Source organism: uncultured Allobosea sp., from assembly GCF_945956895.1.
In the GTDB taxonomy this organism is placed as follows: domain Bacteria; phylum Pseudomonadota; class Alphaproteobacteria; order Rhizobiales; family Beijerinckiaceae; genus Allobosea.
The window spans coordinates 19,637-45,185 of the sequence record NZ_CAMFJF010000009.1; the positions used below are offsets into that span (position 1 = coordinate 19,637).

Consider the following 25,549-nt stretch of genomic DNA (forward strand, 5'->3'; position numbering starts at 1 on the left):
GGCTCGTTACCCTTGCGGACGCGCCTCCGCAAGCCGCGCGGCATACCGTGCCATCAGATCGACCTCGACATGAACGGGGTCGCCCTCCTTGCGCTGGCCCCAGGTGGTGACCGCGAAGGAGTGCGGAATCAGCAGAACGGTGAAGACATCATCCTCGACCGTATTGACCGTGAGCGAGGTGCCGTCGAGGCAGATCGACCCCTTGGTCGCGATGAAGCGGGGCAGCCCCTGCGGCGCGCGGATATGGAATCGCGCGGTCGCGCCCCAGGGCTCGTCCGGGTCGGGCTCGATCGCCTCGATCTTGAGGATGCGCCCGACGCCATCGACATGACCGGTGACGAGATGCCCGCCCAGCTCCTCGCCGACCTTGAGCGAGCGCTCCAGATTGATCCGCGTGCCGGGCTCCCACGCGCCGACATTCGTCTTTGCCAGCGTCTCGGCGGCAGCCTCGACCTGAAAGATGCAGCCGGGCTCGCCATCGCTGCGCGGACGCAGCGCGGTCACGGTCAGGCAGACGCCGGCGCAGGCGATCGAGGCGCCGATGGCGATGCCTTCCGCCTCATAGGGGCAGGCGATGGCGAGGCGCTTGAGGCTCGGCCCCTTGCGCTCGGCCTCGACGACCTCGCCGATGGCGGTGACGATGCCGGTGAACATCAGCCTCTCCTCGTGAAATGCTCGAAACGGTCCTGGCCGATCTGACCGGCCTCGACAAGGGCGTATAGATCGGGGTCGGCCAACTGCCCGGCAAGGCCCGGACGCACGGCAACGACGCCGGGCTGCCCCAGCGTTTTCGGAGAGGTCGAGACGATGACCTCGTCCGCCAGCCCCGCAAGCGCGAGCTTCTCGCCGATGCGTGGCCCGCCTTCCGAGAAGACACGGTTGATGCCGCGCGTGCCAAGCAGCGTCAGAGCCTCGCGGAGATCGAGATGGCCGTCGGGCCCCAGCGAGACCCGCATGACCTCGACGCCGGCTGCGACCAGCCCCTGCTCCGGTTCGATCGGCGCCGTTTCGGCGGCGATCACCCAGACGGGAACCTCACGGGCCGTACGGACGAGCTTCGAGGTCAGGGGCAGGCGCAGATGCGTGTCGAGGATGACGCGGATGGGCGAGCGATCCGCTAGGCCGGGCAGACGCACGGTGAGCTGCGGATCGTCCGCGAGCACCGAGCCGATGCCGAGCATGATCGTGTCGTGATGGGCGCGCTGGAGATGGACCCAGCCGCCGGCGACTGGGCCAGACACCGCGAGCGGGACGCCCCCTACCCCGCCGGCATAACCATCGGCAGTCCGGGCGATCTTGAAGGTCACCATCGGGCGGCCCTGTGTGATGCGGGTGAGATAGCCGCGATGCGCCTGCCGCGCCTCCTCCTCCAGCACTCCGACCGTGACCTCGATGCCAGCGGTACGCAGCAAGGCATGGCCAAGCCCGGCAATGAACGGGTTCGGGTCGGACATCGCTGAAACCACGCGCTTCACGCCCGAGAGGATGGTGTGTTCGACGCAAGGGATGCCGCCGCGCACCGAGCGATGCGAGCAGGGTTCGAGCGTGACATAGAGCGTGCCGCCCATCGAGGCCGCTCCGGCCCGCGAGAAAGCATGCGCCTCGCCATGCGGGCGGCCGCCGGGCTGGGTATGACCACGCGCCACCACGACGGGGCCATCGGGCGTATCGCGCGTGATGATGGCGCCGACGGAGGGGTTGGTCGCGGTCGTGCCGAGGCCGCGGGCGCCATAGGCGAGCGCCTGACGCATGAAGATGCGGTCGGTCTCTCGCTTTCGTTCGGACGCGTTTTCGACGCCCGAAAGCGCCTTGGGTTCAGTCATCGGCGCGGCGCGGCGGGGCGGAGACGCCCTCCTCCTCGATCGTGCCGAGCTGTCCGATCAGTTCCTCGAAGTCCTTGGCCTCGCGGAAATTCTTGTAGACCGAGGCGAACCGGACATAGGCGACGTCGTCGAGGCCTTTCAGCCCCTCCATCACCAGCTCACCGATGGCCGAGCTCTGGATTTCCGCCTCGCCCGAACTTTCGAGCTGGCGCACGATGCCGTTGACCATGCGCTCGATCCGCTCCGGCGCCACCGGGCGCTTGCGCAAGGCATGCGCGATCGAGGTTTCCAGCTTGTCGCGGTCGAAGGGCGTGCGCCGGCCCGAGCGCTTCACGACGGTGAGTTCGCGCAATTGCACGCGCTCGAAAGTGGTGAAGCGACCGCCGCAATCGGGACAGACCCGGCGGCGGCGGATCGAGGCGTGATCGTCGGTGGGACGGGAGTCCTTCACCTGCGTGTCGAGGGAGCTGCAATAGGGACAGCGCATTCCGGTTCGCCAGCCTTTCTCAGAGCCCCTTCAACAATGCTTCAGTAGATCGGGAAGCGCGCGGTGAGCGCCTTGACCTTGGCGGTGACCGCCTGCTCGACCGCCGCATTGCCCTCCTCGCCATGGGCGGAGAGCCCGTCCAGCACCTCGGCGATCAACTCGCCGACCTGCTTGAACTCGGCGATGCCGAAGCCGCGCGAGGTCGCAGCCGGGGTGCCGAGGCGGATGCCGGAGGTGGTCATCGGCTTCTCGGGATCGAAGGGGATGCCGTTCTTGTTGCAGGTGATGTGGGCGCGGCCGAGCGCGGCCTCAGCCGCCTTGCCGGTCAGCTTCTTGGAGCGCAGGTCGACCAGCATCAGATGATTGTCGGTGCCGCCGGTGACGAGGTCGAAACCCTTCGACTTCAGCGTCTCGGCCAGCGCTTTGGCATTGGCGACGACGGCATGAGCGTAGCTCTTGAACTCGGGCTGCAGCGCCTCGTGGAACGAGACCGCCTTGGCCGCGATGACATGCATCAGCGGGCCGCCCTGGATGCCCGGGAAGATCGCCGAATTGACCTTCTTCGCGATCGCCTCGTCATTGGTCAGGATCATGCCGCCGCGCGGACCGCGCAGGGTCTTGTGCGTCGTGGTGGTGACGACATGGGCGTGCGGGAACGGCGAGGGATGCGCGCCACCGGCGACGAGGCCGGCGAAATGCGCCATGTCGACGAAGAGATAGGCGCCGACCTTGTCGGCGATCTCGCGGAAGCGGGCGAAATCCCAATGACGGGCATAGGCGGAGCCGCCGGCCACGATCATCTTCGGCTTGTGCTCGACCGCGAGGCGCTCCATCGCGTCGTAGTCGATGATCTGGTCGACGACGCAGACGCCGTAGGAGACGACGTTGAACCACTTGCCGGACTGGTTGACCGGCGCGCCATGGGTCAGGTGCCCGCCGGCGGCGAGGTCGAGGCCCATGAAAGTGTCGCCAGGCTGCATCAGCGCCATGAAGACGCCCTGGTTGGCCTGCGAGCCGGAATTCGGCTGGACATTGGCATAGGTGCAGCCGAAGAGGCGCGTGGCGCGCTCGATCGCGAGCTTCTCGGCGATGTCGACGAACTGGCAACCGCCGTAATAGCGCCGGCCCGGATAGCCCTCGGCATATTTGTTGGTCATCACCGAGCCCTGTGCCTCGAGCACGGCGCGGGAGACGATGTTCTCGGAGGCGATCAGCTCGATCTCGTCGCGCTGGCGACCGAGTTCCAGGTCGATCGCGCGGGCGATCTCGGGATCGGCATCATGCAGCGAAGCGCCGAAGAAGGAGTTCGAGAGGTGCTTGTTCAGCGCGGCGTCGGTCATGTCCGGCTCCTGAAGTTCAACGGCCGGTGGGCGCCCGGCTCCGTCGCGGCTCCCCTATCATGTGGCGGGGGGCTGTCCAAGCGATAGATAGCCGCAAGCGCTTGGCGCTGCCGCCAATGTCTTCAGAGACCAGACTTTCGCCGCTTCGGCAGCAATTTCTTCTCCGTTTCCGGACGGGACGGGCGGTAGACGAGCGGCCGGCGCGAAGCCGTCTTCAACAGTGCCCGGAAGCTCGGGCATTCCAGGTGAGTCGGCGCGCGGCAATCCGCGACATGGCGCAGCGCATCGCGCAGCGTCCTGAGCCCGACCATCTGCCGCTGCAAGTCATCGGCGCGTGCCCGCAACTGCTCGCGCGGAATGTTCGGCTGCCCGTCCGCGCCGAACATCGCGGCGATCTCCTCCAGCGAGAAGCCCGCGGTCTTGCCCAGCCCGATCAGCGACAGCCTGAGCAGGACATCGGGATCGTATTGCCGCCGCAGGCCGCGTCGTGCCTCCGAACGGATGAGGCCGATTTCCTCGTAATAGCGCAGGGCCGAGGCCGGCACGCCCGAGCGCTCCGCGACCTCTCCGATATCCAGAAACAGCATGCTTGACCTCAAGTCGACTTGAATTCGTAGGCTCTGCCGAACGGATGAAATCGGCAAGAGGAAAAATCATGGAACGCCTTGTATCAACACAGGAAAGGCCGATCTGGCAGGAGCCGCGCGCCGCCGCTCTGCTGCTCGCGGCATCCCTCACGACCATGGCTAACGCGACGATCAGCCCCGCGCTGCCGGGCATCGAGCGCCTGTTCGCGGACGACCCGAACGCGGCGTTGCTGACGCGGCTCCTGGTGCCGGCGCCATCGCTCAGCGTCGCCCTGTTCGCTCCGCTCGCAGGTCTTGCTGCCGACCGCATCGGCCGTCGGATGATGTTGCTCGCCGGCGTCATGCTGTTCGTGGTCGCGGGCTGCGCCGGATTCGTGCTGCCTGACCTGCCGTCGATCTTCGCGAGCCGCCTCGTACTCGGCATCGCGGTCGCACTGATCATGACAGCCCAGACCGCATTGATCGGCGATTACTACACCGGCGACGACCGCAAGGCGCTGACCGGGCTGCAGATCTCGGCCAGGAATTTCGGCGGCCTGGTCTTCATTTTTCTGGCCGGCTGGGCAGCAACCCTGTCGCCGCGCCTGCCCTTCGCGATCTATGGATTGGCCGCCCTCTTCCTGCCGCTGATGTGGCTCGCCATTGTCGAGCCACCCCGCATCGGCACGGCGGCCGGGAGCGCACCGGCGAACGATCGCGACGGGCACCCGTCCTGGCGCAACCTGCTCGCCGTACTCGTCCTGCTCCAGGGCGTGACGAACATGATCTTCTTCCTGATGCCGACGCAGATCGCGTTCTTCCTGGAAGCACGTGGCTATGAGAGCGCGGTGATGACCGGGACGGTCCTCGGTCTGCTGATGATCTCGGGCGGCGGCAGCGCCCTGCTCTATCGGCGCGCCCAGCGGACGATCGGCTCCGCCGGCATCTTCGCGGCTGGCTATGGCGCGATGGCGCTCGGTTTCCTGATCCTGTCCCGATCGGCCTCGGTCCCATCCCTGCTCGCAGCGGCGCTATTCATCGGGGCTGGTTATGCGCTGGTCTCGCCGAGCTTCGTCGCCTTGGCGCTGAACCTGGCGCCTCGGCGGTCCCGGGGCCTGGCCGGAGGCGTCCTGACCGCGTCGATCTTCATCGGCCAGTTCTGCTCGCCGCTGGCCAGCACGCCCCTGATCGCGATCCATGGCTACGGAGAACTGTTTCGCGACACAGCTTGTTTGCTGGCCGTCATGGCGCTTGCCGCCATGATCACTCGCTCGATGAAGGTCTTCCGCGCGAACAGGTGATCGTCTCGGCATCCGGGACCGGCGCCGCTCCCGACCAGCATCGATGGAGCTGAATCCGGATGGCGCCGCGAGAACCATCCCGCAGCCGCCTTTATGGTTAACAATTTATGGCTTGCGGCTTGCTGCGTCTGACCCAACGCAATGCTGGATGCCTCTCGATGACACAGAACGCTCCAAAACAGAACGCGAGCCGCGTTCCAGATTCGGCTCGACCGATTTCCACGCAGATCAGGCAGGCTTTTCTTGGCGGTGCGAGCGCCTTGGTCCTGTCGATGCCGTTGCTGAGCCAGAATGCCGCCGCCGAGGGATTGCAGATAACCCGGCAATACTATCCGGGCGGCTCGACCGCGGTCTTTCGCCGGATTCCGGACGGTGCCGGCAGAATCTCGAAGCTCAACAATCCTGCCCCCGGAAACAACTGTCCCGTTCCGGCCTTCGAAGTCGTGAATCCGGGGCCGGGGGAAGCGCGCTGCGTCGGATACGTCATGCCGTCCTGGCTGACGCGCTGACGTTTCCGGCGTGTCCCAGTCACGAAAAAGCCCGCCGGAAACCGGCGGGCTTTTCAAAACGCGCTCGACGCTGAAGCCTCAGATGTCCTGATCGCCCTGCAGCGCGGCGACCGGCTCCGGCCCGAGGCCGTCCTTGTTGTAGATGTCGTCGCGGAACTGCACGCCGCCATCGGGCGTCGCCCAGGCGGTGACATAGACCCAGTAGCAAGAGACGGGATCGGCGATGCGCGCGTTGACGCGCTGGCCGGACTGGATGGTCTCGTCGATCTTGGCGCGATCCCAGCCGGGCGTGTTCTTCAGGAGCCAGGCGACGTAGTCGCGCACGTTCTGGACGCGCATGCAGCCCGACGAGACGAAGCGGTAGTCGTCGCCGAAGATGCCCTTCGACGGGGTGTCGTGCATGTAGACGCCGTGCGGGCTCGGGATGTTGATGCGCACGAAGCCGAGCGAGTTGAAGTCGCCGCCCGGATCCTGCCGGAAGGTGTAGCGCGTCGCCTCGTCCGAGTTCCAGTTGACGCTGGCCGGCGAAATCTCGCCGCCGCTCGGCGAGATGATGCGGATCTTGTTCTCGGTCAGGTAGCTCGGCTCCTTGCGCATCTTCGGGATCAGGTCCTTGCGGATGATCGAAGCGGGAACCGTCCAGGTCGGGTTGAAATTGATCTCGGGAATCCTGGTCTGCAGCAGCGGCGACTGACGGTCGATCTTGCCGACGCCGGCCGCGTGACGGGTCGCGACATGGCCGTTCTCGACAGTCTCGACCATCGCGGCCGGGATGTTGGCGACGACATAGCGGCCGCCGAGATTACCGGACCAGCTGCGCAGCCGGACGACATTGGTCTCGAGCTGGCGGATGCGGCGGTCGATCGGCACGTTGAGGGCGACGACGGTGGCGCGGTTGATCGCGCCGGTGGTCGACAGGCCGACGCGGGACTGGAAGCGGCGCACGCCCGCCTCGACATAGGAATCGTAGATGGCGCTTTCGCCGGCGGATGCATCGAGATCGCCGGTGACGATCAGGCGGCGACGCAGAGCCACCACGCCCGGCCCCTTGGCGCCGACGCTCATCCGATCGGGCAACTGAACCTGCGGCCAACCGCCACGCGCGGCGAGGTCGCGATAGGCCACGATCGCCTGCTCGGTCGCCTGCAGCGCTTCGGCCGACAGCATCGGGGTCGAGGACCGCGCCACGGCATTGCGCGCACCGGCATCGTAGCTCTGGCGCCACTCGGCCTGCTGGGCGAGCGCCGGTGCAGCGGCAGCCGTGGCAACGCCCGACAAGAGGGCCAGCACGGTTTCGCGGCGGGTCAGGCTCAATTGCGACATCTCTTCCCTCTTCAAGACTTCACGCATGCACGCAGGCCACAAGAAAACGCCGCCTCGACGGGCGACGCTGACGACGCAATGACGCGACGGACGACCTTTCGGCGATGGACGGTGTCCTAGCACAGTTAACGAGGCGTGATGACAGAGGCGAATTTAGGGCATGGCAACGTTTTGCCGGATGCATGGCAGCAAAACCACAGTCGAGATGGCGACTGAACGAAAGCAAACGGGCGCGACCGGGATATGATCCCTGTCGCGCCCCTGCAAGGCGGGCAATTGCAGACGCCGGAAACCGGCTGATATCTCAGAGCTTGTAGCGGATCTGGTCGGTCCAGAAGCGCTCCAGGCGCAGCAGGGCGTTGTTCATCCGCTCGAAGTCGTCGGCCGCGATGCCGCCGATCTGCTCGACCGTGCGGACATGCTTGTCGTAGACGCCCTTCACGATATCGTGCACGCCAGAGCCCTTCTCGGTGAGGCTGATGCGGACCGAGCGGCGGTCGATGCGCGACCGGGCATGGTGGAGATAGCCGAGCTCAACCAGCTTCTTGACGTTGTAGGAGACGTTCGAGCCGAGATAGTAGCCGCGGGTGCGCAGTTCGCTGGCCGACAGCTCGGCATCGCCGATATTGTAGAGCAGCAGGGCCTGCACGCTGTTGACGTCATCCCGGCCACGGCGCTCGAACTCGTCCTTGATGACGTCGAGCAGACGGCGATGCAGCCGCTCCACCAGCGTGAGAGACTCAAGATAAAGAGGCTTCACGTTGAGTTCTTCGTCGCTCGTCTTGGCAACTTCCGAAGTCTTGACGCTCGCTTTCATGGTATATCCCGCCTGTTGTGTGTCGGCCGGGATTTTTCTCCCGGTCCGCTTCTGAAACACACCATATGCTGGCCCGGATGAAAACGAGTTTAAATATCAGGATGAATCAGGGATTTACCCCTTTGGGTGAATCGTAAGTGAAACCAGAAACGCTTAAGCTAAAGCGATTCTTACCATGACTCGACGCAATCGAGAGGTCGGGAACGTCATTCCGGGGCATCGCGCAGCGATGAGCCCGGAACCCAGAACCGATGCCGTTGCTATGAAGGGTGCGGCCGGGCGATCGATCATATCGGCAGCAGCAGCGGTTCTGGATTCCAGGCTCGGGCCTTCGGCCCGCTCCGGAATGACGGAGCGGGTTCAGCGCTCTTCCAGACTTTACTCGGCCTCGTTCTCGGCCGCCCAGGTCGCCAGGAAATAGACCGCGATCAGCGCGATATAGAGGCCGACGAGCCAGGCCGTCATCGGCACGAAGCGCGGGAAGAAGAAGCCCAGCAACATCTGGCTGATCGCGGCGAGCAGCCAGAGCACGCCGCCCCAGGTCGAGGTCAGCCACAGGCCGACGGCGGCGACGAGATCGATCACCGCGAAGTAGACGATGATCGCCTGGTAGCTCAGCAGGCGGCTCTCGAAGGGCGGCTGCGGATTGCCGGGCAGGCCGAAGATCACCATCCAGGCCGTCAGCCCCTTGGCGAGCCAGAAAGCCGACAGCAGGCGCAGGAACCAAACGAGGACGATCCGCCAGCGATTCGTCGGTTTGCCCTCGTCCTCCCCCGTCCGCGCGCCGCGCAGGGCCTCGCCGTCTCCGCCAAGACCCAAGCTCAGCCCTCCAGCTTCAGTTCGTCGGTGCCGAGCGGCGCGAAATAGGCATCGATATCTGCCTGCCGGACGTCATCCAGCGTCGCGGGCCGCCAGCGCGGCGCCTGATCCTTGTCGATCACCACGGCGCGCACGCCCTCGTAGAAATCATGGCCGCGGGCGATGCGCGAGACGATGCGGTATTCGGTGCGCATCGCCTCGGCGAAATCGAGCCCGGCGCCGCGCCGCATCTGCTCGAAGGCGATGGCGACGCTGGTCGGTGATTTCGCGGCAATGGTCTGCAGCAGCTTGCCCGCGAAGGCGCTGCCGCTTTCGGCAGCCTGGCGCAGGCGCGCGATCACTTCCGGCAAGGTCCCGGCGGTGAAGGCCTCGGCCATCATTGCCCGCTCGGCGTACAGCGGGCCGGGGCTGCGCTGCACGGTGAAGCCCGCGAGAATGTCGTCGATGGAGCCGGGCTTCGTCAGCGCATCAGTGAGCTCCGCCATGCGCTCGCTGGGAACGCCATGGGTCGCAAGCCCGCCGGCCAGCGCGTCGGCCGCGCCGACCCGCTCGCCGGTAAGCGCCAGGAAGCCGCCGAAGCCGCCTTCGAGACGCGGCAAAGCATAGGTCGCACCGACATCCGGGAAGAAGCCGATGCCGACCTCCGGCATGGCGAAGAGATAGCGGTCGCCGGCGATGCGGTGGCTGCCGTGCAGCGAGATACCGACGCCGCCGCCCATGACGATGCCGTCGATCAGCGCGACATAGGGCTTCGGATAGGTCTTGATGCGGTGGTTGAGGATGTATTCCTCGCCCCAGAAGGCGAGCATCTCGTCATACCGCCCCGCCTTGCCGCAATCATGCAACCAGCGGATATCGCCGCCGGCCGAAAACGCTTTCTCGCTCGTGCTCACGACGACGACGCGCGTGACCTGCGGATCGTTCTCCCAGGCATCGAGGGCGCGGGCGAGTTCGCGAACCATGCCGAGGCTGAGCGCATTCAGCGCCTTCGGCCGGTTGAGCACGACGACGCCGGCCGCGCCGCGAATCTCGCAGATGATCTCGCGTTCCTCAGTCATGGCCCGATCCCGCTTCCATGGGTAGCGGTTCTGGAAGGCGGGGCATGGCTTGTCAACGCGAGGCACGTGTCGATGCGGATGTCAGCTTGGGGTCGGAACCTACCGCTAGAACGTGCTTCGTTGACGATTTTTAACAGCACACCCTGTAGAATATTCATTGTGCCATATAGAAATATGGTATGGTCTTTTCAGATCAGTATAAATTTGCAATGAACCTGAGGAATTTTAATGAGCAAAAATGACACCGCGATCCTAAAGGCCATGATATTGTCAATTCCTATAAACCTAGCAATAGCATATCCATTCGTATTTGTTTTGAATACGAGCTCTTCATTTTTGAATTTGTTTGCAATTTTCTTATCTTGGGTGGCGATATATGTCCTTGCTTTCAGGTTTTTCGCTCGAAAAAGCTGAGATGGATCGTGGGGTTTCCGCGAGTCGGCAGGGGACGCCGCAATGGTCCGCAATGGGTCGATAGCGACCCCACGCAAGGACGCCGGCAAAGTTGCGACCATGCGCCCTGTATTGGAATCGTTCCGATGTGATAAAGAAACCCTCGGCCGGTTTCGCCCGCATGACGACAACCGCGCCCATATCGTTCATCGCTTGAGGCAATTGCCATGGAATCCCGGGTCGTGCGGCCTTTCCCCACCCTTAAGTCCCGTCAGGACGAGGCACCGTCGCTCGGCCTGACTCGCCGCATGCGCCGCAACCGCAAGGCCGACTGGTCGCGCCGGCTGGTGCGGGAATCGGCGCTGACGACAGACGACCTGATCTGGCCGATCTTCCTGATGGATTCGAGCGAAGCCCGCTCCCCGGTCGAATGGATGCCCGGCGTCGACCGGCTCAATATCGAGGAAGCCGTGCGCCAGGCGGCGGAAGCGGCAGCCCTCGGCATCCCCGCGATCGCGCCCTTCCCCTATGTGGACAAGGCCCTGCGCGATCCTACCGGCTCCGAGGCGCTCAATACCGGCAACCTGATGTGCCGCGCCGTGCGCGCGATCAAGCGCGAGGTGCCTGAGATCGGTATCATCTGCGACGCCGCGCTCGACCCCTATACCTCGCATGGCCATGACGGCGTGATGGAGGGCGAGCGCGTCCTCAACGACGCCAGCGTGCAGATCCTCGTCGGGCAGGCGCTGGCGCTCGCCGATGCCGGAGCGGACGTGATCGCGCCCTCCGACATGATGGACGGGCGCATCGGCGCGATCCGCGCGGCGCTCGACGGCGAGGGCCATGAGGACGTGCAGATCATGGCCTATGCGGCGAAATACGCCTCGGCCTTCTACGGCCCGTTCCGCGACGCGATCGGCACCAATGCCACGCTCGTCGGCGACAAGCGCACCTACCAGATGGATCCGGCCAATTCCGACGAGGCGATCGCAGAGGTGATGCTCGACCTCGAGGAAGGCGCCGACATGGTCATGATCAAGCCCGGCCTGCCCTATCTAGACGTGGTGGCGCGGGTGAAGGATCACTTCCGCGTGCCGACCTTCGCCTACCAGGTCTCCGGCGAGTACGCGATGATCATGGCCGCCGCGAATAATGGCTGGCTCGATGGCGACAAGGCGATGCTGGAAAGCCTGCTCGCCTTCAAGCGCGCCGGCGCTGACGGCGTCCTGACCTATTTCGCGCCACGCGTGGCGAAGAAGCTGAAGGCCGGCGCGTAACGCGTCATCCCGCACGCGCTGCGGCATGCAATGCCGCGGCGCAGATGCGGGATCGTGCTCCGGGAAGGGCGCCCTTTTCTGCTGACGGTCCCGTGTCTGCGGCGCACCGCTTCGCGCTGCACCGCGCACGGGATGACATCGCGCCCCCGCAAGCGCTACCGTCACGCTCGCATGCGCCCGCTCCTCCTGTCGATTCTGGCCGTCGTCACGCTCGCCCTCGCGGGCTGTGGCGCCGATTTCGATACCGATCAGATGCGGCTCTGCCGGCAGGCTATCCCGCCGCTCAATCCGCCGAATGCCCATATCGAGATCGAACGGACGAGCAAGGGGCCGGTGCCGCGCGCGCTCAGGCTGCTCTACCGAGTCCAGCTCGGCGACGGCCTCTCGCGCCACCGCAGCATCGACTGCCTGTTCGCCAGCGAAGGAACCGGACCGAGTCGCGGCGCGCTCATCGGCATCGCCTCGGACGGGCGGCCGATGGCCGATGCGAGCTTCTACCTGCTGCGACGCTTCTATCTGGAGGACCGGGCTTCACCGCCGCCGGACCCGGCCGAGCCTTCGGCCGAGGCCTTGCCAGCGATCCCGGCAGGCCTTGCCTATGGCCTGCAACAGGGCCTGAGCGCCCTGCCCTCGGCTGCGATCTACAGCATGCTCGCGGCGGCCTACGCCCTGGTCTACGGCCTGACCGGCCGGATCATCCTGAGCTTCGGCGAGTTCGCGGCGCTGGGGGCGCTCGCCTCCGTCGTCGGGGTCGCGCTGCTGCTCTCGCTTGCGGTCTCCACGCCGCTATCGGGATTGGCCGTCGCCTTCACCATCGCGATCGCCGTCTGCGCCCTGCATGGCTTCGCGATGGGCCGCTTCGTGCTGCGGCATCTCGAACGCGGCACCGGCCAGCAGATGCTGATCGCCACGATCGGACTCGCCATCGCGATGTCGGAATATCTCAGGCTCGCGCAGGGGCCGGAATTGCGCTGGCTGCCCCCAGTGTTCAATACGCCGATCGCGCTGGCCCATGCCGGGAATTTCGTGGTCACGCTGAACCCGCTCGCGCTGGCGCTGGCGGCAATCGGGCTCGGCGCTACGCTCGGCGTGGTCCTGCTGATCCGCCGCACGGCGTATGGCCGCGCCTGGCGGGCCGTATCGGACGACGCCAAGACCGCCGCGCTGTTCGGCGTCGATGCCCGCGCGGTCCATGATGTCGCCGTCATCATCGCCTGCGCCTGCTGCGGCATCGCCGGCGTCATCGTCACCGCGATCTACGGCGGCATGGGCTTCGCGGGTGGTTTCTCGCTCGGCCTGAAGGCGCTCGTCGCGGCAATCCTCGGCGGCATCGGCTCTGTCAGCGGGGCCGCGCTCGGCGGCCTCTGTATCGCCGCCTTCGAGGCGATCTGGTCGGCGACGCTGCCGATCGAACAGCGCGATCTCGCTGTCTATTCCCTGCTCGCGATCGTGCTGATCTGGCGCCCCGGCGGCTTTTTCGGCGATGGCGAATTGACGCCGCGACGGGTGTAGGGCCCTCTCCTTCGCCTGCCGACGAAATCGAGACCCGAGCATGAGCGAAAGCTTCGCGATCACCCCCGAGGATATCGACGCCGCTGCCGTGCGCATCGCCGGGCATGTGCTGCGCACGCCCCTGGTGCCAGCGCCGCGTCTCTCCGAACTCACCGGCGCAACCGTGCTGGTGAAGCACGAGAACATGCAGGCGACCGCCTCCTTCAAGGAGCGCGGCGCGGTCAACAAGCTGCTTTCGCTGAGCGAGGCCGAGCGGGGGCGCGGCGTCATCGCGATGTCGGCCGGCAACCATGCCCAGGCCGTCGCCTATCACGCCAGGCGCTTGGGCACGCCTGCGACGATCGTGATGCCGGAGACGACGCCTCTGGTGAAGGTCGAGAACACGCGCGCCCATGGCGCGCGCGTGGTGCTGCATGGCGAGACGCTGTCCGAGGCCAGCCAGAAGGCGCATGAACTCGCCGGAGCCGAGAAGCTCACCTTCGTTCACCCTTATGACGATGCTGCCGTGATGGCCGGGCAAGGGACGCTCGCGCGCGAGATGCTGGCCGATGCGCCCGATCTCGATACGCTGATCATCCCCCTCGGCGGCGGCGGTCTGATGGCCGGCAACGCGGTCGCGGCCAAGGCGATCAAGCCCGGCATCGAGCTGATCGGCGTCGAAGCCGCGCTCTATCCCTCGTTCTTCAATACTATCCATAAGCAGGACAAGCCGATCGGCGGACCGACGCTGGCCGAGGGCATCGCGGTCAAGACCGTCGGCCAACTTACCCTGCCGATCATCGCAGGCCTCGTCGGCGATATCGTGCTCGTCGGCGAGGACCTGATCGAGCGCGCCGTCAACACTTATGCCAGCCTTCAGCACAGCCTCGCGGAAGGGGCCGGCGCGGCCGGCCTCGCCGCCATGCTGAAGGAACCGGAGCGCTATGCCGGCCGCAAGGTCGGGCTCGTGCTCACCGGCGGCAATATCGACACGCGCCTGCTCGCCGCGATCATGGTGCGCGAGTTGGAGCGCGACGACCGCATCGTCGCCTTCCGCCTGACCACCAGCGACCGTCCCGGCCTGCTCGGCCGGATCGCCAGCCTGCTCGGCGAGGAAGGCGCCAATATTCTCGAGGTCAGCCATGGCCGGCTCTTCCTCGACGTGCCCGCCAAGGGCGTCACGCTCGACGTCACGGTCGAAACGCGTGGGCCAACACATTCGCGCGCGATCGAGGATGCGCTCGCCAAGAACGGCTTCGCGCCGCGGCGGATTCTGCCGCGCGGTCTTGCGGAACCGGCCCGCTAAACAAACATTATCTCCCGGCGCCAGTTTCCGTGCGCCGTTGGAGGATAGAAGTCCCGATGAGCGATACCCGTTATGGCCAGCCGCCGATCACGGCGCTGGAGCCGCGTCCCTACCAGAACGTCAGCGGCGTTCTCGGCTCGCGACTGTTCGCCTGGCTCGTCGACATCGTCGTGCTGTTCTTCCTCGGCTGGCTGGTCCTTGTCCTGCTCGCCGTGCTCGGCGTCGTCACCTTCGGCGCGACCTGGCTGCTGATTCCGATCGCCACCGTCGCTACCGCGCTCGGCTATGCCGCGTTGACGATCGGCGGGCGAAAGCAGTCGACCTGGGGCATGCGCATCGCGGGCCTCCGGGTCGAGACCGCCAGCGGCGGGCGCCCGGACGGGCTGACCGCGGCCGTGCACGCGCTCCTGTTCTACGTCGCCGCTGGCACCTTCCTGCTCTGGCTCGTCGACGTCGCCTGCGGCTTCGCCCGCGAGGACCGGCGCATGGGCCACGACCTGTTGACGGGGCTCGTGATCGTTCGCGCCTGACCGGTTGAGCCAGGTCAAAAGACCGCGAATCTACCTCTGATCGGTCGCGCCGCGCTTGTTGCCGGTGCGGCCGGTGGTACATTGAGAGTCGGAAGCTTCCGGGGAGCCAGCCGACGTGACGCGCCCGTTGCGGGATGCCCCGCAATTTTATCTGACCTCACCGACCGCGTGCCCCTATCTGCCGGGGCGCGAGGAGCGGAAGGTATTCACGCATCTCGTCGGCTCGCGGGCGCGCGAACTCAATGACGTGCTCTCGCAGGGGGGCTTCCGGCGCTCGCAGAGCATTGCCTACCGCCCGGCCTGCGAGGTTTGTCGCGCCTGCGTCTCCGTCAGGGTCTGCGTCGACGATTTCCGGATGTCGCGCGGCTTCCGCCGCGTGCTCGCCCGCAACAGCGACCTGATCGGCGAGGCCCTGCCGCCACGGCCGCGCACCGAGCATTATTCCCTGTTCCGCTCCTATCTCGACGAACGCCATCCGGACGGCGGCATGGCGACGATGTCGGCGCTCGATTTCGCGATGATGGTCGAGGACACCCATGTCGAGACCAGCCTGATCGAATATCGCCGCCGCGGCCCCGATACCGGCTTCACCGGGCGGGGCGAAGGCGATCTGTTCGCGATGGCCCTGACCGATACGCTGAGCGACGGGCTCTCCATGGTCTATTCGGTCTACGACCCCGGACTGGAGCTGCGCTCGCTCGGCACCTTCATGGTGCTCGACCACATCGCCCGGGCGCGGCGCCTGGGACTGCCCTACGTCTATCTCGGCTATTGGGTCGAGGGCTCGCCGAAGATGGCCTACAAGTCGCGCTTCCTGCCGCAGGAGCGCCTGATGCCGCAGGGTTGGGAGCGGGTGGACCGCAACGATTCAACCGATTGAAACGCATCAGCGACACGCGGAAAACGCGCTTGCCGCGCCCCTCTCCTCCCGACACTCTGGCACAAGGGCCCGCGGCAGATGCGCATGACAGTGGCCGAGCCGGAGGAATGATGAGCCAGGAACTGACCGACAGGCTGGAGCGCTGCTATACCGGCATCATCCACGACACGATGCGAGCGATGGGCCTGAAGGATTTCGTCCTGCCGCCGGAACTGCGCCCGCTCCTGCCCGGCCAGAAGCTCGCCGGCCCGGCCTTCACCGTCGAGGGCAAGACCGGCGAGTTCGACGCGCATGAGACGCTGCTGGGCTGGACCGGACTGCTCTCGGCCGCCAAGCCCGGCCATGTCTGGGTCTGCCAGCCCAACACCAACGAGATCGCGCTGATGGGTGAGCTTTCGGCTGAAACGCTCAAGAACAAGGGCGTGCGCGGCTGCGTCATCGACGGGCTCTCGCGCGACACCGAATTCATGGTCGAGATGGGCTTCCAGGCCTATTTCAAGGCCTATACGCCGCGCGACATCGTCGGCGCCTGGCTGCCCAAGGCGGTCGACGAGCCGATCAAGATCGGCGAGGTCTGGATCCGCCCCGGCGACTACATCCTCGCCGACCGCGACGGCGTCGTCCGCATCCCCGTAGAGATCATCGAGGACGTGTTGGACAAGTCGGAGACCGCGATCTCGGCCGAGAACAAGGTCCGCACCGCGATCCTCGCCGGCACCGACCCGCAGCAGGCCTATCTGCAATACGGCAAGTTCTGAAAGAGTTGCAGCCCTCATCCTGAGGAGCCGCGCAGCGGCGTCTCGAAGGATGATCCAGATGGTTTCGGAGCCTCCTGAAGCATCCTTCGAGACGCCATTCCCAAGGGAATGGCTCCTCAGGATGAGGGCTCCGCTTCAAGAGGGGCCGATGCCATGACCCACGATCCGCGCCTCATCCTGCTCGATCCGCGCGACAATGTCTTCGTCGCGCGAGTGCGATTGAAAGCCGGCGAGACAGTGGATACCGGTGCCGGCCCGGCCGCGCTTGACCGGGATATAGCACTCGCTCACAAGGTCGCCCGCCGCGCCATCGCGGCCGGCGAGAAGATCCTCAAATACGGCGCGCCGATCGGCGTCGCGACCGAGGCGATCGCGCCCGCCGCGCATGTCCATGTCCACAACATGCGCAGCGACTACACGCCGACCCATCATCTCGAAGACGAACGCAAGGCGGGAGCCTCGGCATGAACACGATGCGCGGCTATCTCCGGTCCGACGGGCGCAAGGGCATCCGCAACACCGTCGCGGTCGCCTATCTCGTCGAATGCGCCCACCATGTCGCACGCGAGATCGCTCTGCCCTGGCGTGAGGAAGGCGTCCACGCCATCGGCTTCCCCGGCTGCTACCCGAACCCTTATGCCGAGCGGATGATGGAGCAGCTCTGCACCCATCCGAATGTCGGCGCCGTGCTGCTGGTCTCGCTCGGTTGCGAGAGCTTCAACAAATACGCGCTGGAGCGGGTGGTGCGGGCCAGCGGCCGGCCGGTGAAGACGATCGTCATCCAGGGCACCGGCGGCACCCGCGCCTCGATTCGCGAGGGCCGAGCCTGGGTCGAGGAGCAACGTGCCCTGCTCGACGCGCAGGAGACGGTGCCGATGGCGGTCTCCGAACTTGTGGTCGGCACGGTCTGCGGCGGCTCGGACGGCACCTCCGGCATCACCGGCAATCCGGCCGCCGGACGCGCCTTCGACCAACTGATCGCGGAAGGCGCCGCCTGCATCTTCGAGGAGACCGGCGAGTTGATCGGCTGCGAGCACATCATGGCGGCGCGCGCGATCACGCCCGAGCTCGGCACCGAGTTGGAGAAGTCCGTCGCCAAGGCTGCGCGCTACTATGCGACGCTGGGCTACGGCTCCTTCGCGGCCGGCAATGCCGAGGGCGGGCTCTCGACCATCGAGGAGAAATCGATGGGCGCTTACGCCAAGTCCGGCGCTTCCCCGATCTCCGGCTTGATCAAGCCCGGCGACGTGCCGCCGCATGGCGGGCTCTACCTGCTCGACGTCGTGCCGGATGGCGAGGTCCGCTTCGGTTTCCCCAATATCAACGACAATGCCGAGATCGCAGAGTTGATCGCCTGCGGCGCGCATTGCGTGCTGTTCGTGACGGGCCGGGGTTCGGTCGTGGGGTCGGCGATCTCACCGGTGGTGAAGATCTGCGCCAATCCCGAAACCTACCGCCGGATGTCCGAGGATATGGATGTCGATGCCGGGCGCATCCTCGAAGGCCGCGCCGGGCTCGACGAGGTCGGCACCGAGATCCGAGACCTCGTCGTCTCGCTCGGCCAGGGCGGTCGAACGAAGTCGGAAGAGCTCGGCCACCAGGAATTCATCCTGACCTACAAGAGCTTCGAGCCGCTCGGCCCGGCCTGCCTGCCGGCGGCATAGACAGGCGCGTCACGGCGCCCGCTTCCGCCGGCCAAGCGGATTGGCTAAGCCTCGGTTCATGATGGGAGCGACAGGACGGATGAACTGGCGGAGGAGTGCGATCGCGCTCGTCGCCGTCTATGTCCTTATCCTGCAGACCACGCTGATCGCGCTCACGGCCGGATTGTCGGCACAGCCTTCACCCGGCCTTGTCCATCCGCTCTGTACGCCCGGCCAGACCGCACCGGTCGATCCCGCCCCCGATAGCGGCGGCGCAAAGCTGCCGGAATGCTGCACGACGCTCTGCCTGTCCGCAGCGATCGCGTTGCCGCCGCCATCGCCGGTTGCGGTCTTCCTTGCGCGCCAGCCTGCCCTCTCCTTCGCCCGCAACCTGCCGGCGGAACAGGTTCGGGTGCCGGCTGCGCAGGTGTACCCGCTCGGCGCCCGCGCTCCGCCCTTCCTGGCCTGAAGCCTTTCTTCCTTCAGCTCAGACCAGGATTCTCCGATGACAACCGTTTCAACGGTAGCGGCCGCGCCCGAGCGCGCGGGCCGGCCAGCCGCGTCCCTCTATCGCGCCGTCTGGCGCTGGCATTTCTATGCCGGCCTGATCACCCTGCCCTTCCTCATCCTGCTGGCGGTAACCGGCGGGCTGTACCTCTTCCGGGCCGAGATCGACGGCCTGATCCATCGCGACGTCAAGCGAGTCGAAGCCCGCATAACCGGCGAGCGACCGCCCAGCGAGATCGTGGCGCAGGCGGTGAAGGCCTTCCCCGGCCAGGCCGTGAAGTACATCCCACCCGAAGCCGCGACCGCTTCCGCCGAGGTCACGATCCGCAACACAGCCGGAGCGCGGATGGTGGTCTATGTCGACCCTTACGATGCCCGCGTGCTCGGCCAGATTCCGGACAAGGGCACGGTGATGTGGGTGATCCGGCAGATCCACAGCCTCGCCTATTTCGGGCCGATCGCGAATGGCGCGATCGAGATCGCCGGCGGCTGGGCGATCCTGCTGGTGCTGACCGGGCTCTACCTGTGGTGGCCGCGCAAGCAGGGCGGTGGCGTGGTCACGGTGAGAGGCAAGCCGCGCCAGCGCATCTTCTGGCGCGATCTCCATGCCGTGACCGGGCTCGTCGCCGGAGGCTTCGTCCTGTTCCTGGCGATCACCGGCATGCCCTGGTCGGTACTCTGGGGCGCCAAGGTCAATCAATGGGCCAACGGCCATAATTTCGGCTACCCGGCCGGGGTCCGCGTCGCCGTGCCGATGTCGGATGAGCATCTCGCGCATATCGCGCCGACGACGTGGTCCCTCGAACAGGCGAAGCTGCCGGCATCGCAGGCCGCTGCCGGCGAGCCGATCGGCCTCAATGCCGCCGTCGCGGCCTTCGATCGGCTGGGCCTCACGCGCGGTTATGCCGTCAATCTCCCGGGCAGTCCGGGAGGCGTCTATACCGGCTCGGTCTATCCGAAGGACATGGCGCTCCAGCGCGTCGTCCATCTCGACCAGTATAGCGGCAAGCCCCTGATCGACATGAGCTATGCCGATTACGGCCCGCTCGGCAAAGCGCTGGAATGGGGCATCAACGTCCATATGGGGCAGGAATTCGGGTTGGCGAACCAGTTCGTGATGCTCGCCGCCTGCCTCGCCATCGTCCTGCTCTGCGTCTCGGCGCTGGTGATGTGGTGGAAGCGTCGCCCGCAAGGGTCGCTCGGCGTGCCGCCATTGCCGGCGGAGAAAGCGACGCTGCGTGTGGTCGTCGCCCTGCTCGCCATCGGCGGCCTGATCTTCCCGCTGGTCGGGCTGTCGCTGATTGCCATGGTGACGATCGACAGCGCCCTGGCAAGGAGAGAGCAGCCTATAGGTGCATAAACTGCATCATTCGCCACTTGCGGGCGGCAGGTTCACCACGAACCGAACAACGGGGCGCCATCACCCCGTTGTTCGGGAAACAGCGCTGCCGCCTTAAGAGTAAATCAAGCCGGACCTGCAAAGAGTATAGACACTGCTTTGCCGTGGGGGGCCTCATGCTGCGTAACCTGACCCGAATGCCGGCGGACATGTCGTCGGATTCGCGCCGGCAGCTTCTCCACGCCGTTACCGACCTGTTCCTGCTCGACCACGACCCGAACGAGGCGGTGAAGGAGCATTACGGGGAGATCGCGACCGGCTCGCTCAACCATCTCGGCGACGAGGACCGCAAGGGCTATGCCGACCGCGTCGCCGCCATACCGACCCTGCCGCATAATGTCGCCGTGACCCTCGGCGCCGACAGCAATGTCGAGGTGGCAAGGCTGGTGCTGTCGCTCTCCCCGGTCCTGACCGATACCGACCTTGCCGCCATTGCCGTCAGCCAGTCGCAACAGCATCTCGTCGCAATCGCCGAGCGCGCGCGCTTGTCCGAAAGCGTCACCGACATCCTCGTCGAGCGCGGCGACCAGAAGGTTCTGCACACCGTCAGCGCCAATGAAGGCGCCGCCTTCTCGGATCGCGGCTTCGACCGGCTGCTCGAACGCGGCAAGGGCGATGCCAGCATCACCGGAGCCCTTGCCGGCCGCTCCGACCTCGCGCCGAATCGGGCGCAGCGCGTGCTGCGGATCGTCGAGCAGTTCTCCGATGGCGGCGGTTCGGCACCGGCCACGGAAGCGGGCGTCTCGCTCGCCCGGCAGGCCCGCCAGCAGCGCCTCGAGGTCAAGCTCCTGCTCTCCGACCTCGCCGCCAAGGTGCGCGAGGTCGACGACGTGCTCACCATGCTGGCCGACGAGGACCGCGCCTATCATCTCTCACAGGTGCTGGCCGAGATCGGCGGCATCTCGATAGAGCAGGCGCTGCGCGTGCTGATGCAGCGGGATGCCAGCGGCATCGCCGTCGCCTGCCGCTCGCTCGGCATCGGCGCCACCGCCTTCCGCGCCATCCTGCAATTGCGGGCGCGGCGACTCTATTTCTCGTCGCGCGACGTCGACGACGATGTCGATGCCTATGCCAAGCTCGACCTCGCGACGGCGGAGCGGACGCTGCGCTTCCTCAAGCTCAGAACCAAGATCAGCTGAGTATCTGTTCGGGATTGCTCCTTGAGCCCTCATCCTGAAGAGCGATCAGTGAGGATCGCGTCTCGAAGGATGCTTCAGGAGGCTCGCGCATCATCTGGAGCACCCTTCGAGACGCCGCTTCCGCGGCTCCTCAGGATGAGGGCTGAGTTTCCGAACCGGCTCCGAGCTGCGGCAGAGGCTCCAGCCACAAAACCGCGACATTCGCCTCGCTCCATGCTAGCTTCCGATGGGGTGCGCTGTCGCGAGGATGCTTTCGACGTGAGATTTCCGCTTCTATCCGCAATGACGCTCGCCACCCTGCTCGGCGCGGGCGCATCGGCGCAGGCGCAGACCTTCCTGCCCCTGTCCGGCTTCGCACCGCTGCCCTCCTTCGCCTGGGACAGCCCCAGCCTCTCGCCGAAATGGGAAGGGTCCTATGCCCGTATCTCCTCGGGCTTCCAGGTCACCAGCGGCAAGCATGTCCGCACCAGCGCCGGCCCGACCATCGGGCTGGAAGCCGGGACGATGCGGCGCGAAGGCAATTTCGTCTATGGCATCGCCGGCGCGATCGACTACGCGCCTGCCATCGGCGGCTACGGCTATCCGAGCTTCGGCAATGCCGCCTTCACGCGCGACATCGCCGGCGCCTTCAGGGTCCAGGCCGGCGTCCTGGTGACGCCCGACGTCCTGCTCTACACCTCGGCAGGATTGAGCGCGGCCAACGAGACCTGGCGCTATGGCGCCACCAATTTCTCGACGCCCTTCAGCCGCAGCGATATCGCCGTGCGGCCCGAGGCGCGCGCGGGCGTGCTCTGGGCCGTCACCGACAAGCTCACGATCGGCCTCGAAGCCGCCGTCATCGGGCAGGAAATCCGCTGAGGATTTGATTCAAGCGGTTGCGAAATTGATTCCGCTTTTACCGGCAAGCCTTTGATCTGGCGTCATTCTCGGGCTTGACCCGAGAATCTCATGCCGAGAGCGCGCTGGTCCCGAGATGCTCGGGTCAAGCCCGAGCATGACGTGGTGCCTGTCCTCACCCGCCGAAGGTATTGCTCTTCGGGAAGCCCTTGGGCGGCAGGCGGCCGGCTTCGGCGCGGTGGCCGAGCCATTCCAGGAGGTCGGCCTGCGTCACCGTCCAGGTCCGGCCGGAAGTGTCGAGCCAGGTCAGGCCGTCCGCGAGGTTGAAGGTCCTGGCGTCGGAGAGGCCGCCATCCTTGTAGCGCTGCAGGCGCACGCCCTTGCCGCGGCCCATTTCGGCCACTTCCGAGATCGGGAAGCAGAGCAATTTGCGGTTCTGGCCGATGATCGCGACATGGTCGCCATCAGCCGGCACCGCCAGCATCGCGACATGCGTGCCGTCGACATTGAGCACCTGACGGCCTTTGCGGGTATTGGCGACAACGTCGTCCGCGGGCGCGACGAAGCCCCTGCCCTCGCTCGACACCATCAGCAGTTTCGTGCCCGGCTTGTAGGGGAAGGCAGAGACGATCTCGGCCGTCTCCTCCAACTCGATCATCAGGCGGATCGGATCGCCGAAGCCGCGCCCGCCCGGCAGCTTGGACGCATCGAGCGTGAAGACCTTGCCGTTCGAGGCGAGCACAAGCACCTTCGCCGTCGTCTCGGTGAAAAAGGCCGTCTGGAGCGCGTCGTCGCCCTTGAAGGAGAAGCTCGACTTGTCCTGGACATGGCCCTTCAAAGCCCTGATCCAGCCCTTCTTCGAGATCACGACCGTGATCGGCTCGCGCTCGACCATGGCCTGGGTCAGGTCGATATCGGCGGTCTCCGGCATATCGGCGAAATCGGTGCGGCGCTTGCCGATCGCGGTTTCCGGGCCGAAGGTCTTCTTCACCTGCCGGATATCCCAGGCGATCGTCTTCCATTGCGTTGCCTCGGAGCCGAGCAGCGTCTCGATCTGCTCCTTCTCCTTGGTCAGTTCGTCGAGCTCGGTCTTGAGCTGCATCTCCTCGAGCTTTCGGAGCGCCCGCAGGCGCGTGTCGAGGATCGCGTTGGCCTGGACCTCGGTGAGGTCGAAGACCTTCATCAGCTCGATCTTCGGCTCGTCCTCCTCGCGGATGATTTTGATCACCCGGTCGAGATCGAGATAGACGATCAGCAGGCCGCGCAGGATTTCGAGGCGCTTGTCGATCTGGCCGAGGCGGAAGCGCGAGCGACGCTGCAGCACCTCGCGGCGATGGTCGAGCCAGGCGCGCAGCGCCTCGGCGAGGCCCAGCACACGCGGCACCAGCCCGCCGGTCAGCACGTTCATGTTCATGGAAATGCGCGCTTCCAGCTCGGAGAGCCGGAAGAGCGATTCCATCATCAGGTTGGGATCGACATTGCGGGCGCGCGGCTCGATGACGATGCGGATGTCTTCTGCGGACTCGTCGCGCAGGTCCGCGACCAGCGGCAGCTTCTTGTCGTTGAGCAGCTCGGCGATCTTCTCGATCAGCCGGCCCTTCGAGACCATGTAGGGGATCTCGGTGACCACCGCGAGCCAGGTGCCGCGCCCCTGGTCCTCGGCATGCCAGCGCGCGCGGGTGCGAAAGGCGCCGCGGCCGGTGCGGTAGGTCTCCGCCATCGAGGCGCGGCTCTCGACGATGATGCCGCCGGTCGGGAAATCCGGACCGGGCACGAAGGTCATGAGCTGCTCGGACGTCGTCTCCGGATGCTGGATCAGGTAGAGCGCGGCGTCGCAGAGCTCGGCCGCGTTGTGCGGCGGGATCGAGGTCGCCATGCCGACCGCGATGCCCTGCGAGCCGTTGGCGAGCAGGTTCGGGAACGCGGCCGGCAGCACGACCGGCTCCTCGTCTTCGCCGTTATAGGTCTCGCGGAAATCGACCGCGTCCTCGTCGATGCCGTCGAGGAGCAGGCGCGCGACCTCGGTCATGCGCGCTTCGGTATAGCGGTAGGCGGCGGCGTTATCGCCGTCGATATTGCCGAAATTGCCCTGCCCGTCGACGAGCGGGTAGCGCTGGGCGAAATCCTGCGCGAGGCGCACCAGCGCGTCGTAGACCGACTGGTCGCCATGCGGGTGGAACTTACCGATGACGTCGCCGACGATGCGGGCGCATTTCTTGTGGACCTGGCCCGGATCGAGTCGGAGCAGCCGCATGGCGTGCAGGATGCGGCGATGGACCGGCTTCAGGCCGTCGCGCGCGTCCGGCAGGGCGCGGTGCATGATGGTGGACAGCGCATAGGCGAGATAGCGCTCTTCGAGCGCCGATTTCAGATCGATGCGCTCGGCTTCATCTTCCGGCGGCGGATCGACCGGTTTGCCCATGCTGCGTCAGCCCTCGTCTCGTCAAAAACTCGCGCATGCTCTATGGCACAGCACGAATCAGCCCGCCAGAACAATGCAGGTACGCCAGCCCCCGCGCAAACGCCGGGAGCGCCCTTTCACGCTTAGCCGGTGGATGATTCGGCAGGTGGCGCATTCGCCGCGGCCCGCATCGCCATTTCGACCAGGCGCGCCCGCTCCGGCGGCTCGCGCAGGCCGCGGGGATCGAGGATATGGCGGCGCAGGAAGAAGCCCGTCAGGGCGAACCCTGAGAGGATATCGGCCGGCGACGGGCGACGCCCGCCCTGCCCCTCGACGAGAAATGAAGGCAACTTCAGCAGGCGATCGAGATAGGGCTCAGCCGCGCGCCGGCTGACGGCCTTGCCGGATTTCGGCGAGACATGGCTGAGATCGTCCGGCGAGCCGGTGACGGCGCAGCGGGCGAGGTCGAGCCCGAAACCCAGCTCCGTGAGCATGGCGAGTTCGAAGCGGATGATCAGGGCCGGCGCCATCTCGGCCTCGTCGAGATGGGCGACGAGGACGGAGAGCCCCTCATAGAGCCCGGGATGTGGATCACGCTCCGGCAAGAGGCGCAGCAGGCCGGCGATGGTGCCGAGCCCATAGAGCGCGACCGGGGCGGCGATCAGGCGCGCGGCATGGGATGTCAGCAGCTCGACCTTGTATTCGCCGAGATGCTCGTCGAGCCGGGCGCGCCAGGTCAGCGAGACATTGTTGCCGGGCTGGAGCGAGGCTTGCGCCTTGGCGGAGCGCCCGCCCCTGACGAGGCCGAGATGGCGGCCGTGCTCGCGCGTCATCGCCTCCAGGATCACGGCGCTTTCGCCATGAGCCTTGAGGCCGATGATCGTGCCCTCGTCGGTCCATTCCATGAAGACAGGATTTAGGGCGTGACGCGCGGCGCTGCAATTT

At 66.2% G+C, this 25,549-nt stretch carries 25 protein-coding genes; 14 read left to right on the top strand and 11 right to left on the bottom strand.

Annotation, left to right across the window (positions count from 1 at the left end):
• Nucleotides 1-6 precede the first annotated feature (6 nt).
• From Q0Q02_RS07840 to Q0Q02_RS07860, 5 genes are all read right to left on the bottom strand, one after another.
• Nucleotides 7-654, bottom strand: a complete 648-nt coding sequence (locus tag Q0Q02_RS07840; RefSeq protein WP_293808316.1) for a riboflavin synthase — start codon at nucleotides 652-654, stop codon at nucleotides 7-9.
• Complete coding sequence (ribD, locus tag Q0Q02_RS07845) at nucleotides 654-1,823, bottom strand: bifunctional diaminohydroxyphosphoribosylaminopyrimidine deaminase/5-amino-6-(5-phosphoribosylamino)uracil reductase RibD (RefSeq protein ID WP_293808317.1); 1,170 nt, start codon at nucleotides 1,821-1,823, stop codon at nucleotides 654-656. The genes Q0Q02_RS07840 and ribD overlap by 1 nt, the downstream gene beginning before the upstream one ends.
• Nucleotides 1,816-2,310 carry a transcriptional regulator NrdR gene (gene nrdR, locus Q0Q02_RS07850; RefSeq protein WP_293808318.1) on the bottom strand — a complete coding sequence of 165 codons (495 nt, stop codon included), beginning with the start codon at nucleotides 2,308-2,310 and terminating at the stop codon, nucleotides 1,816-1,818. Before nrdR ends, ribD begins: the two co-directional genes overlap by 8 nt.
• A gap of 41 nt (nucleotides 2,311-2,351) precedes the next feature.
• Complete coding sequence (gene glyA, locus Q0Q02_RS07855; RefSeq protein ID WP_293808319.1) at nucleotides 2,352-3,650, bottom strand: serine hydroxymethyltransferase; 1,299 nt, start codon at nucleotides 3,648-3,650, stop codon at nucleotides 2,352-2,354.
• A gap of 122 nt (nucleotides 3,651-3,772) precedes the next feature.
• Nucleotides 3,773-4,237 carry a helix-turn-helix domain-containing protein gene (locus tag Q0Q02_RS07860; protein ID WP_293808320.1) on the bottom strand — a complete coding sequence of 155 codons (465 nt, stop codon included), beginning with the start codon at nucleotides 4,235-4,237 and terminating at the stop codon, nucleotides 3,773-3,775.
• 68 nt (nucleotides 4,238-4,305) lie between these two features.
• On the opposite strand from Q0Q02_RS07860, the gene Q0Q02_RS07865 reads away from it, so the two are divergent.
• Both Q0Q02_RS07865 and Q0Q02_RS07870 read left to right on the top strand, forming a co-directional pair.
• Nucleotides 4,306-5,517, top strand: coding sequence for an MFS transporter (locus Q0Q02_RS07865; RefSeq protein WP_293808321.1), 1,212 nt, complete (start codon nucleotides 4,306-4,308; stop codon nucleotides 5,515-5,517).
• Between the two features lie 158 nt (nucleotides 5,518-5,675).
• Nucleotides 5,676-6,026 (top strand): hypothetical protein, encoded by a 351-nt coding sequence (locus Q0Q02_RS07870; RefSeq protein ID WP_293808322.1) that lies wholly within the window; start codon nucleotides 5,676-5,678, stop codon nucleotides 6,024-6,026.
• A 78-nt stretch (nucleotides 6,027-6,104) separates the two neighbouring features.
• Here Q0Q02_RS07870 and Q0Q02_RS07875 read toward each other — a convergent pair whose 3' ends face one another.
• From Q0Q02_RS07875 to Q0Q02_RS07890, 4 genes are all read right to left on the bottom strand, one after another.
• Nucleotides 6,105-7,349 carry a L,D-transpeptidase family protein gene (locus Q0Q02_RS07875; protein WP_293808323.1) on the bottom strand — a complete coding sequence of 415 codons (1,245 nt, stop codon included), beginning with the start codon at nucleotides 7,347-7,349 and terminating at the stop codon, nucleotides 6,105-6,107.
• Nucleotides 7,350-7,653: 304 nt separating this feature from the next.
• The gene (locus Q0Q02_RS07880; protein WP_293808324.1) at nucleotides 7,654-8,166 is read right to left on the bottom strand and encodes a winged helix DNA-binding protein; all 513 of its coding nucleotides are present in this window, start codon (nucleotides 8,164-8,166) and stop codon (nucleotides 7,654-7,656) included.
• A gap of 378 nt (nucleotides 8,167-8,544) precedes the next feature.
• Nucleotides 8,545-8,985: a DUF6163 family protein gene (locus Q0Q02_RS07885; RefSeq protein WP_293808325.1), complete on the bottom strand. Its 441-nt coding sequence runs from the start codon at nucleotides 8,983-8,985 to the stop codon at nucleotides 8,545-8,547.
• 2 nt (nucleotides 8,986-8,987) lie between these two features.
• Nucleotides 8,988-10,043, bottom strand: coding sequence for an enoyl-CoA hydratase/isomerase family protein (locus Q0Q02_RS07890; RefSeq protein WP_293808326.1), 1,056 nt, complete (start codon nucleotides 10,041-10,043; stop codon nucleotides 8,988-8,990).
• Nucleotides 10,044-10,663: 620 nt separating this feature from the next.
• Between Q0Q02_RS07890 and hemB the strand changes: the two genes are divergently transcribed.
• The 12 genes from hemB to Q0Q02_RS07950 all read left to right on the top strand — a co-directional run bounded on the left by hemB (nucleotide 10,664) and on the right by Q0Q02_RS07950 (nucleotide 22,224).
• A complete protein-coding gene (gene hemB, locus Q0Q02_RS07895) occupies nucleotides 10,664-11,713 on the top strand; it encodes a porphobilinogen synthase (RefSeq protein ID WP_293808327.1) in 1,050 nt (349 codons plus the stop codon).
• A 171-nt stretch (nucleotides 11,714-11,884) separates the two neighbouring features.
• Complete coding sequence (locus tag Q0Q02_RS07900; protein ID WP_293808328.1) at nucleotides 11,885-13,225, top strand: branched-chain amino acid ABC transporter permease; 1,341 nt, start codon at nucleotides 11,885-11,887, stop codon at nucleotides 13,223-13,225.
• Between the two features lie 40 nt (nucleotides 13,226-13,265).
• A complete protein-coding gene (locus tag Q0Q02_RS07905) occupies nucleotides 13,266-14,510 on the top strand; it encodes a threonine ammonia-lyase (RefSeq protein WP_293808329.1) in 1,245 nt (414 codons plus the stop codon).
• A gap of 56 nt (nucleotides 14,511-14,566) precedes the next feature.
• On the top strand, nucleotides 14,567-15,040 hold the full coding sequence (locus Q0Q02_RS07910; protein WP_293808330.1) for an RDD family protein: 474 nt from the start codon (nucleotides 14,567-14,569) through the stop codon (nucleotides 15,038-15,040).
• Nucleotides 15,041-15,155: 115 nt separating this feature from the next.
• On the top strand, nucleotides 15,156-15,920 hold the full coding sequence (locus Q0Q02_RS07915) for an arginyltransferase (RefSeq protein WP_293808331.1): 765 nt from the start codon (nucleotides 15,156-15,158) through the stop codon (nucleotides 15,918-15,920).
• A 110-nt stretch (nucleotides 15,921-16,030) separates the two neighbouring features.
• On the top strand, nucleotides 16,031-16,678 hold the full coding sequence (locus Q0Q02_RS07920) for an RraA family protein (RefSeq protein ID WP_293808332.1): 648 nt from the start codon (nucleotides 16,031-16,033) through the stop codon (nucleotides 16,676-16,678).
• A 153-nt stretch (nucleotides 16,679-16,831) separates the two neighbouring features.
• A complete protein-coding gene (locus Q0Q02_RS07925) occupies nucleotides 16,832-17,146 on the top strand; it encodes a UxaA family hydrolase (RefSeq protein WP_293808333.1) in 315 nt (104 codons plus the stop codon).
• Nucleotides 17,143-18,342: a UxaA family hydrolase gene (locus Q0Q02_RS07930; protein WP_293808334.1), complete on the top strand. Its 1,200-nt coding sequence runs from the start codon at nucleotides 17,143-17,145 to the stop codon at nucleotides 18,340-18,342. The genes Q0Q02_RS07925 and Q0Q02_RS07930 overlap by 4 nt, the downstream gene beginning before the upstream one ends.
• A gap of 79 nt (nucleotides 18,343-18,421) precedes the next feature.
• Entirely contained in the window at nucleotides 18,422-18,790 is a 369-nt protein-coding gene (locus Q0Q02_RS07935; protein WP_293808335.1) for a hypothetical protein, read from the top strand.
• Nucleotides 18,791-18,826: 36 nt separating this feature from the next.
• Nucleotides 18,827-20,188, top strand: coding sequence for a PepSY domain-containing protein (locus Q0Q02_RS07940; RefSeq protein WP_293808336.1), 1,362 nt, complete (start codon nucleotides 18,827-18,829; stop codon nucleotides 20,186-20,188).
• A 155-nt stretch (nucleotides 20,189-20,343) separates the two neighbouring features.
• A complete protein-coding gene (locus tag Q0Q02_RS07945) occupies nucleotides 20,344-21,366 on the top strand; it encodes a DUF2336 domain-containing protein (RefSeq protein ID WP_293808337.1) in 1,023 nt (340 codons plus the stop codon).
• A 258-nt stretch (nucleotides 21,367-21,624) separates the two neighbouring features.
• The gene (locus tag Q0Q02_RS07950) at nucleotides 21,625-22,224 is read left to right on the top strand and encodes a hypothetical protein (protein WP_293808338.1); all 600 of its coding nucleotides are present in this window, start codon (nucleotides 21,625-21,627) and stop codon (nucleotides 22,222-22,224) included.
• Between the two features lie 154 nt (nucleotides 22,225-22,378).
• Here Q0Q02_RS07950 and parC read toward each other — a convergent pair whose 3' ends face one another.
• Nucleotides 22,379-24,625 carry a DNA topoisomerase IV subunit A gene (gene parC, locus Q0Q02_RS07955; protein ID WP_293808339.1) on the bottom strand — a complete coding sequence of 749 codons (2,247 nt, stop codon included), beginning with the start codon at nucleotides 24,623-24,625 and terminating at the stop codon, nucleotides 22,379-22,381.
• A 122-nt stretch (nucleotides 24,626-24,747) separates the two neighbouring features.
• Nucleotides 24,748-25,509 (bottom strand): DNA repair protein RecO, encoded by a 762-nt coding sequence (recO, locus tag Q0Q02_RS07960; protein WP_293808340.1) that lies wholly within the window; start codon nucleotides 25,507-25,509, stop codon nucleotides 24,748-24,750.
• Nucleotides 25,510-25,549: the final 40 nt, after the last annotated feature.

Bases quoted from the DNA above. Each gene is read 5' to 3' on its own strand.
- Q0Q02_RS07840 (WP_293808316.1), bottom strand. From the start codon at position 654: ATGTTCACCGGCATCGTCACCGCCATCGGCGAGGTCGTCGAGGCCGAG.
- ribD (WP_293808317.1), bottom strand. From the start codon at position 1,823: ATGACTGAACCCAAGGCGCTTTCGGGCGTCGAAAACGCGTCCGAACGA.
- nrdR (WP_293808318.1), bottom strand. From the start codon at position 2,310: ATGCGCTGTCCCTATTGCAGCTCCCTCGACACGCAGGTGAAGGACTCC.
- glyA (WP_293808319.1), bottom strand. From the start codon at position 3,650: ATGACCGACGCCGCGCTGAACAAGCACCTCTCGAACTCCTTCTTCGGC.
- Q0Q02_RS07860 (WP_293808320.1), bottom strand. From the start codon at position 4,237: ATGCTGTTTCTGGATATCGGAGAGGTCGCGGAGCGCTCGGGCGTGCCG.
- Q0Q02_RS07865 (WP_293808321.1), top strand. From the start codon at position 4,306: ATGGAACGCCTTGTATCAACACAGGAAAGGCCGATCTGGCAGGAGCCG.
- Q0Q02_RS07870 (WP_293808322.1), top strand. From the start codon at position 5,676: ATGACACAGAACGCTCCAAAACAGAACGCGAGCCGCGTTCCAGATTCG.
- Q0Q02_RS07875 (WP_293808323.1), bottom strand. From the start codon at position 7,349: ATGTCGCAATTGAGCCTGACCCGCCGCGAAACCGTGCTGGCCCTCTTG.
- Q0Q02_RS07880 (WP_293808324.1), bottom strand. From the start codon at position 8,166: ATGAAAGCGAGCGTCAAGACTTCGGAAGTTGCCAAGACGAGCGACGAA.
- Q0Q02_RS07890 (WP_293808326.1), bottom strand. From the start codon at position 10,043: ATGACTGAGGAACGCGAGATCATCTGCGAGATTCGCGGCGCGGCCGGC.
- hemB (WP_293808327.1), top strand. From the start codon at position 10,664: ATGGAATCCCGGGTCGTGCGGCCTTTCCCCACCCTTAAGTCCCGTCAG.
- Q0Q02_RS07900 (WP_293808328.1), top strand. From the start codon at position 11,885: ATGCGCCCGCTCCTCCTGTCGATTCTGGCCGTCGTCACGCTCGCCCTC.
- Q0Q02_RS07905 (WP_293808329.1), top strand. From the start codon at position 13,266: ATGAGCGAAAGCTTCGCGATCACCCCCGAGGATATCGACGCCGCTGCC.
- Q0Q02_RS07910 (WP_293808330.1), top strand. From the start codon at position 14,567: ATGAGCGATACCCGTTATGGCCAGCCGCCGATCACGGCGCTGGAGCCG.
- Q0Q02_RS07920 (WP_293808332.1), top strand. From the start codon at position 16,031: ATGAGCCAGGAACTGACCGACAGGCTGGAGCGCTGCTATACCGGCATC.
- Q0Q02_RS07925 (WP_293808333.1), top strand. From the start codon at position 16,832: ATGACCCACGATCCGCGCCTCATCCTGCTCGATCCGCGCGACAATGTC.
- Q0Q02_RS07930 (WP_293808334.1), top strand. From the start codon at position 17,143: ATGAACACGATGCGCGGCTATCTCCGGTCCGACGGGCGCAAGGGCATC.
- Q0Q02_RS07935 (WP_293808335.1), top strand. From the start codon at position 18,422: ATGAACTGGCGGAGGAGTGCGATCGCGCTCGTCGCCGTCTATGTCCTT.
- Q0Q02_RS07940 (WP_293808336.1), top strand. From the start codon at position 18,827: ATGACAACCGTTTCAACGGTAGCGGCCGCGCCCGAGCGCGCGGGCCGG.
- Q0Q02_RS07945 (WP_293808337.1), top strand. From the start codon at position 20,344: ATGCTGCGTAACCTGACCCGAATGCCGGCGGACATGTCGTCGGATTCG.
- parC (WP_293808339.1), bottom strand. From the start codon at position 24,625: ATGGGCAAACCGGTCGATCCGCCGCCGGAAGATGAAGCCGAGCGCATC.
- recO (WP_293808340.1), bottom strand. From the start codon at position 25,509: ATGGAATGGACCGACGAGGGCACGATCATCGGCCTCAAGGCTCATGGC.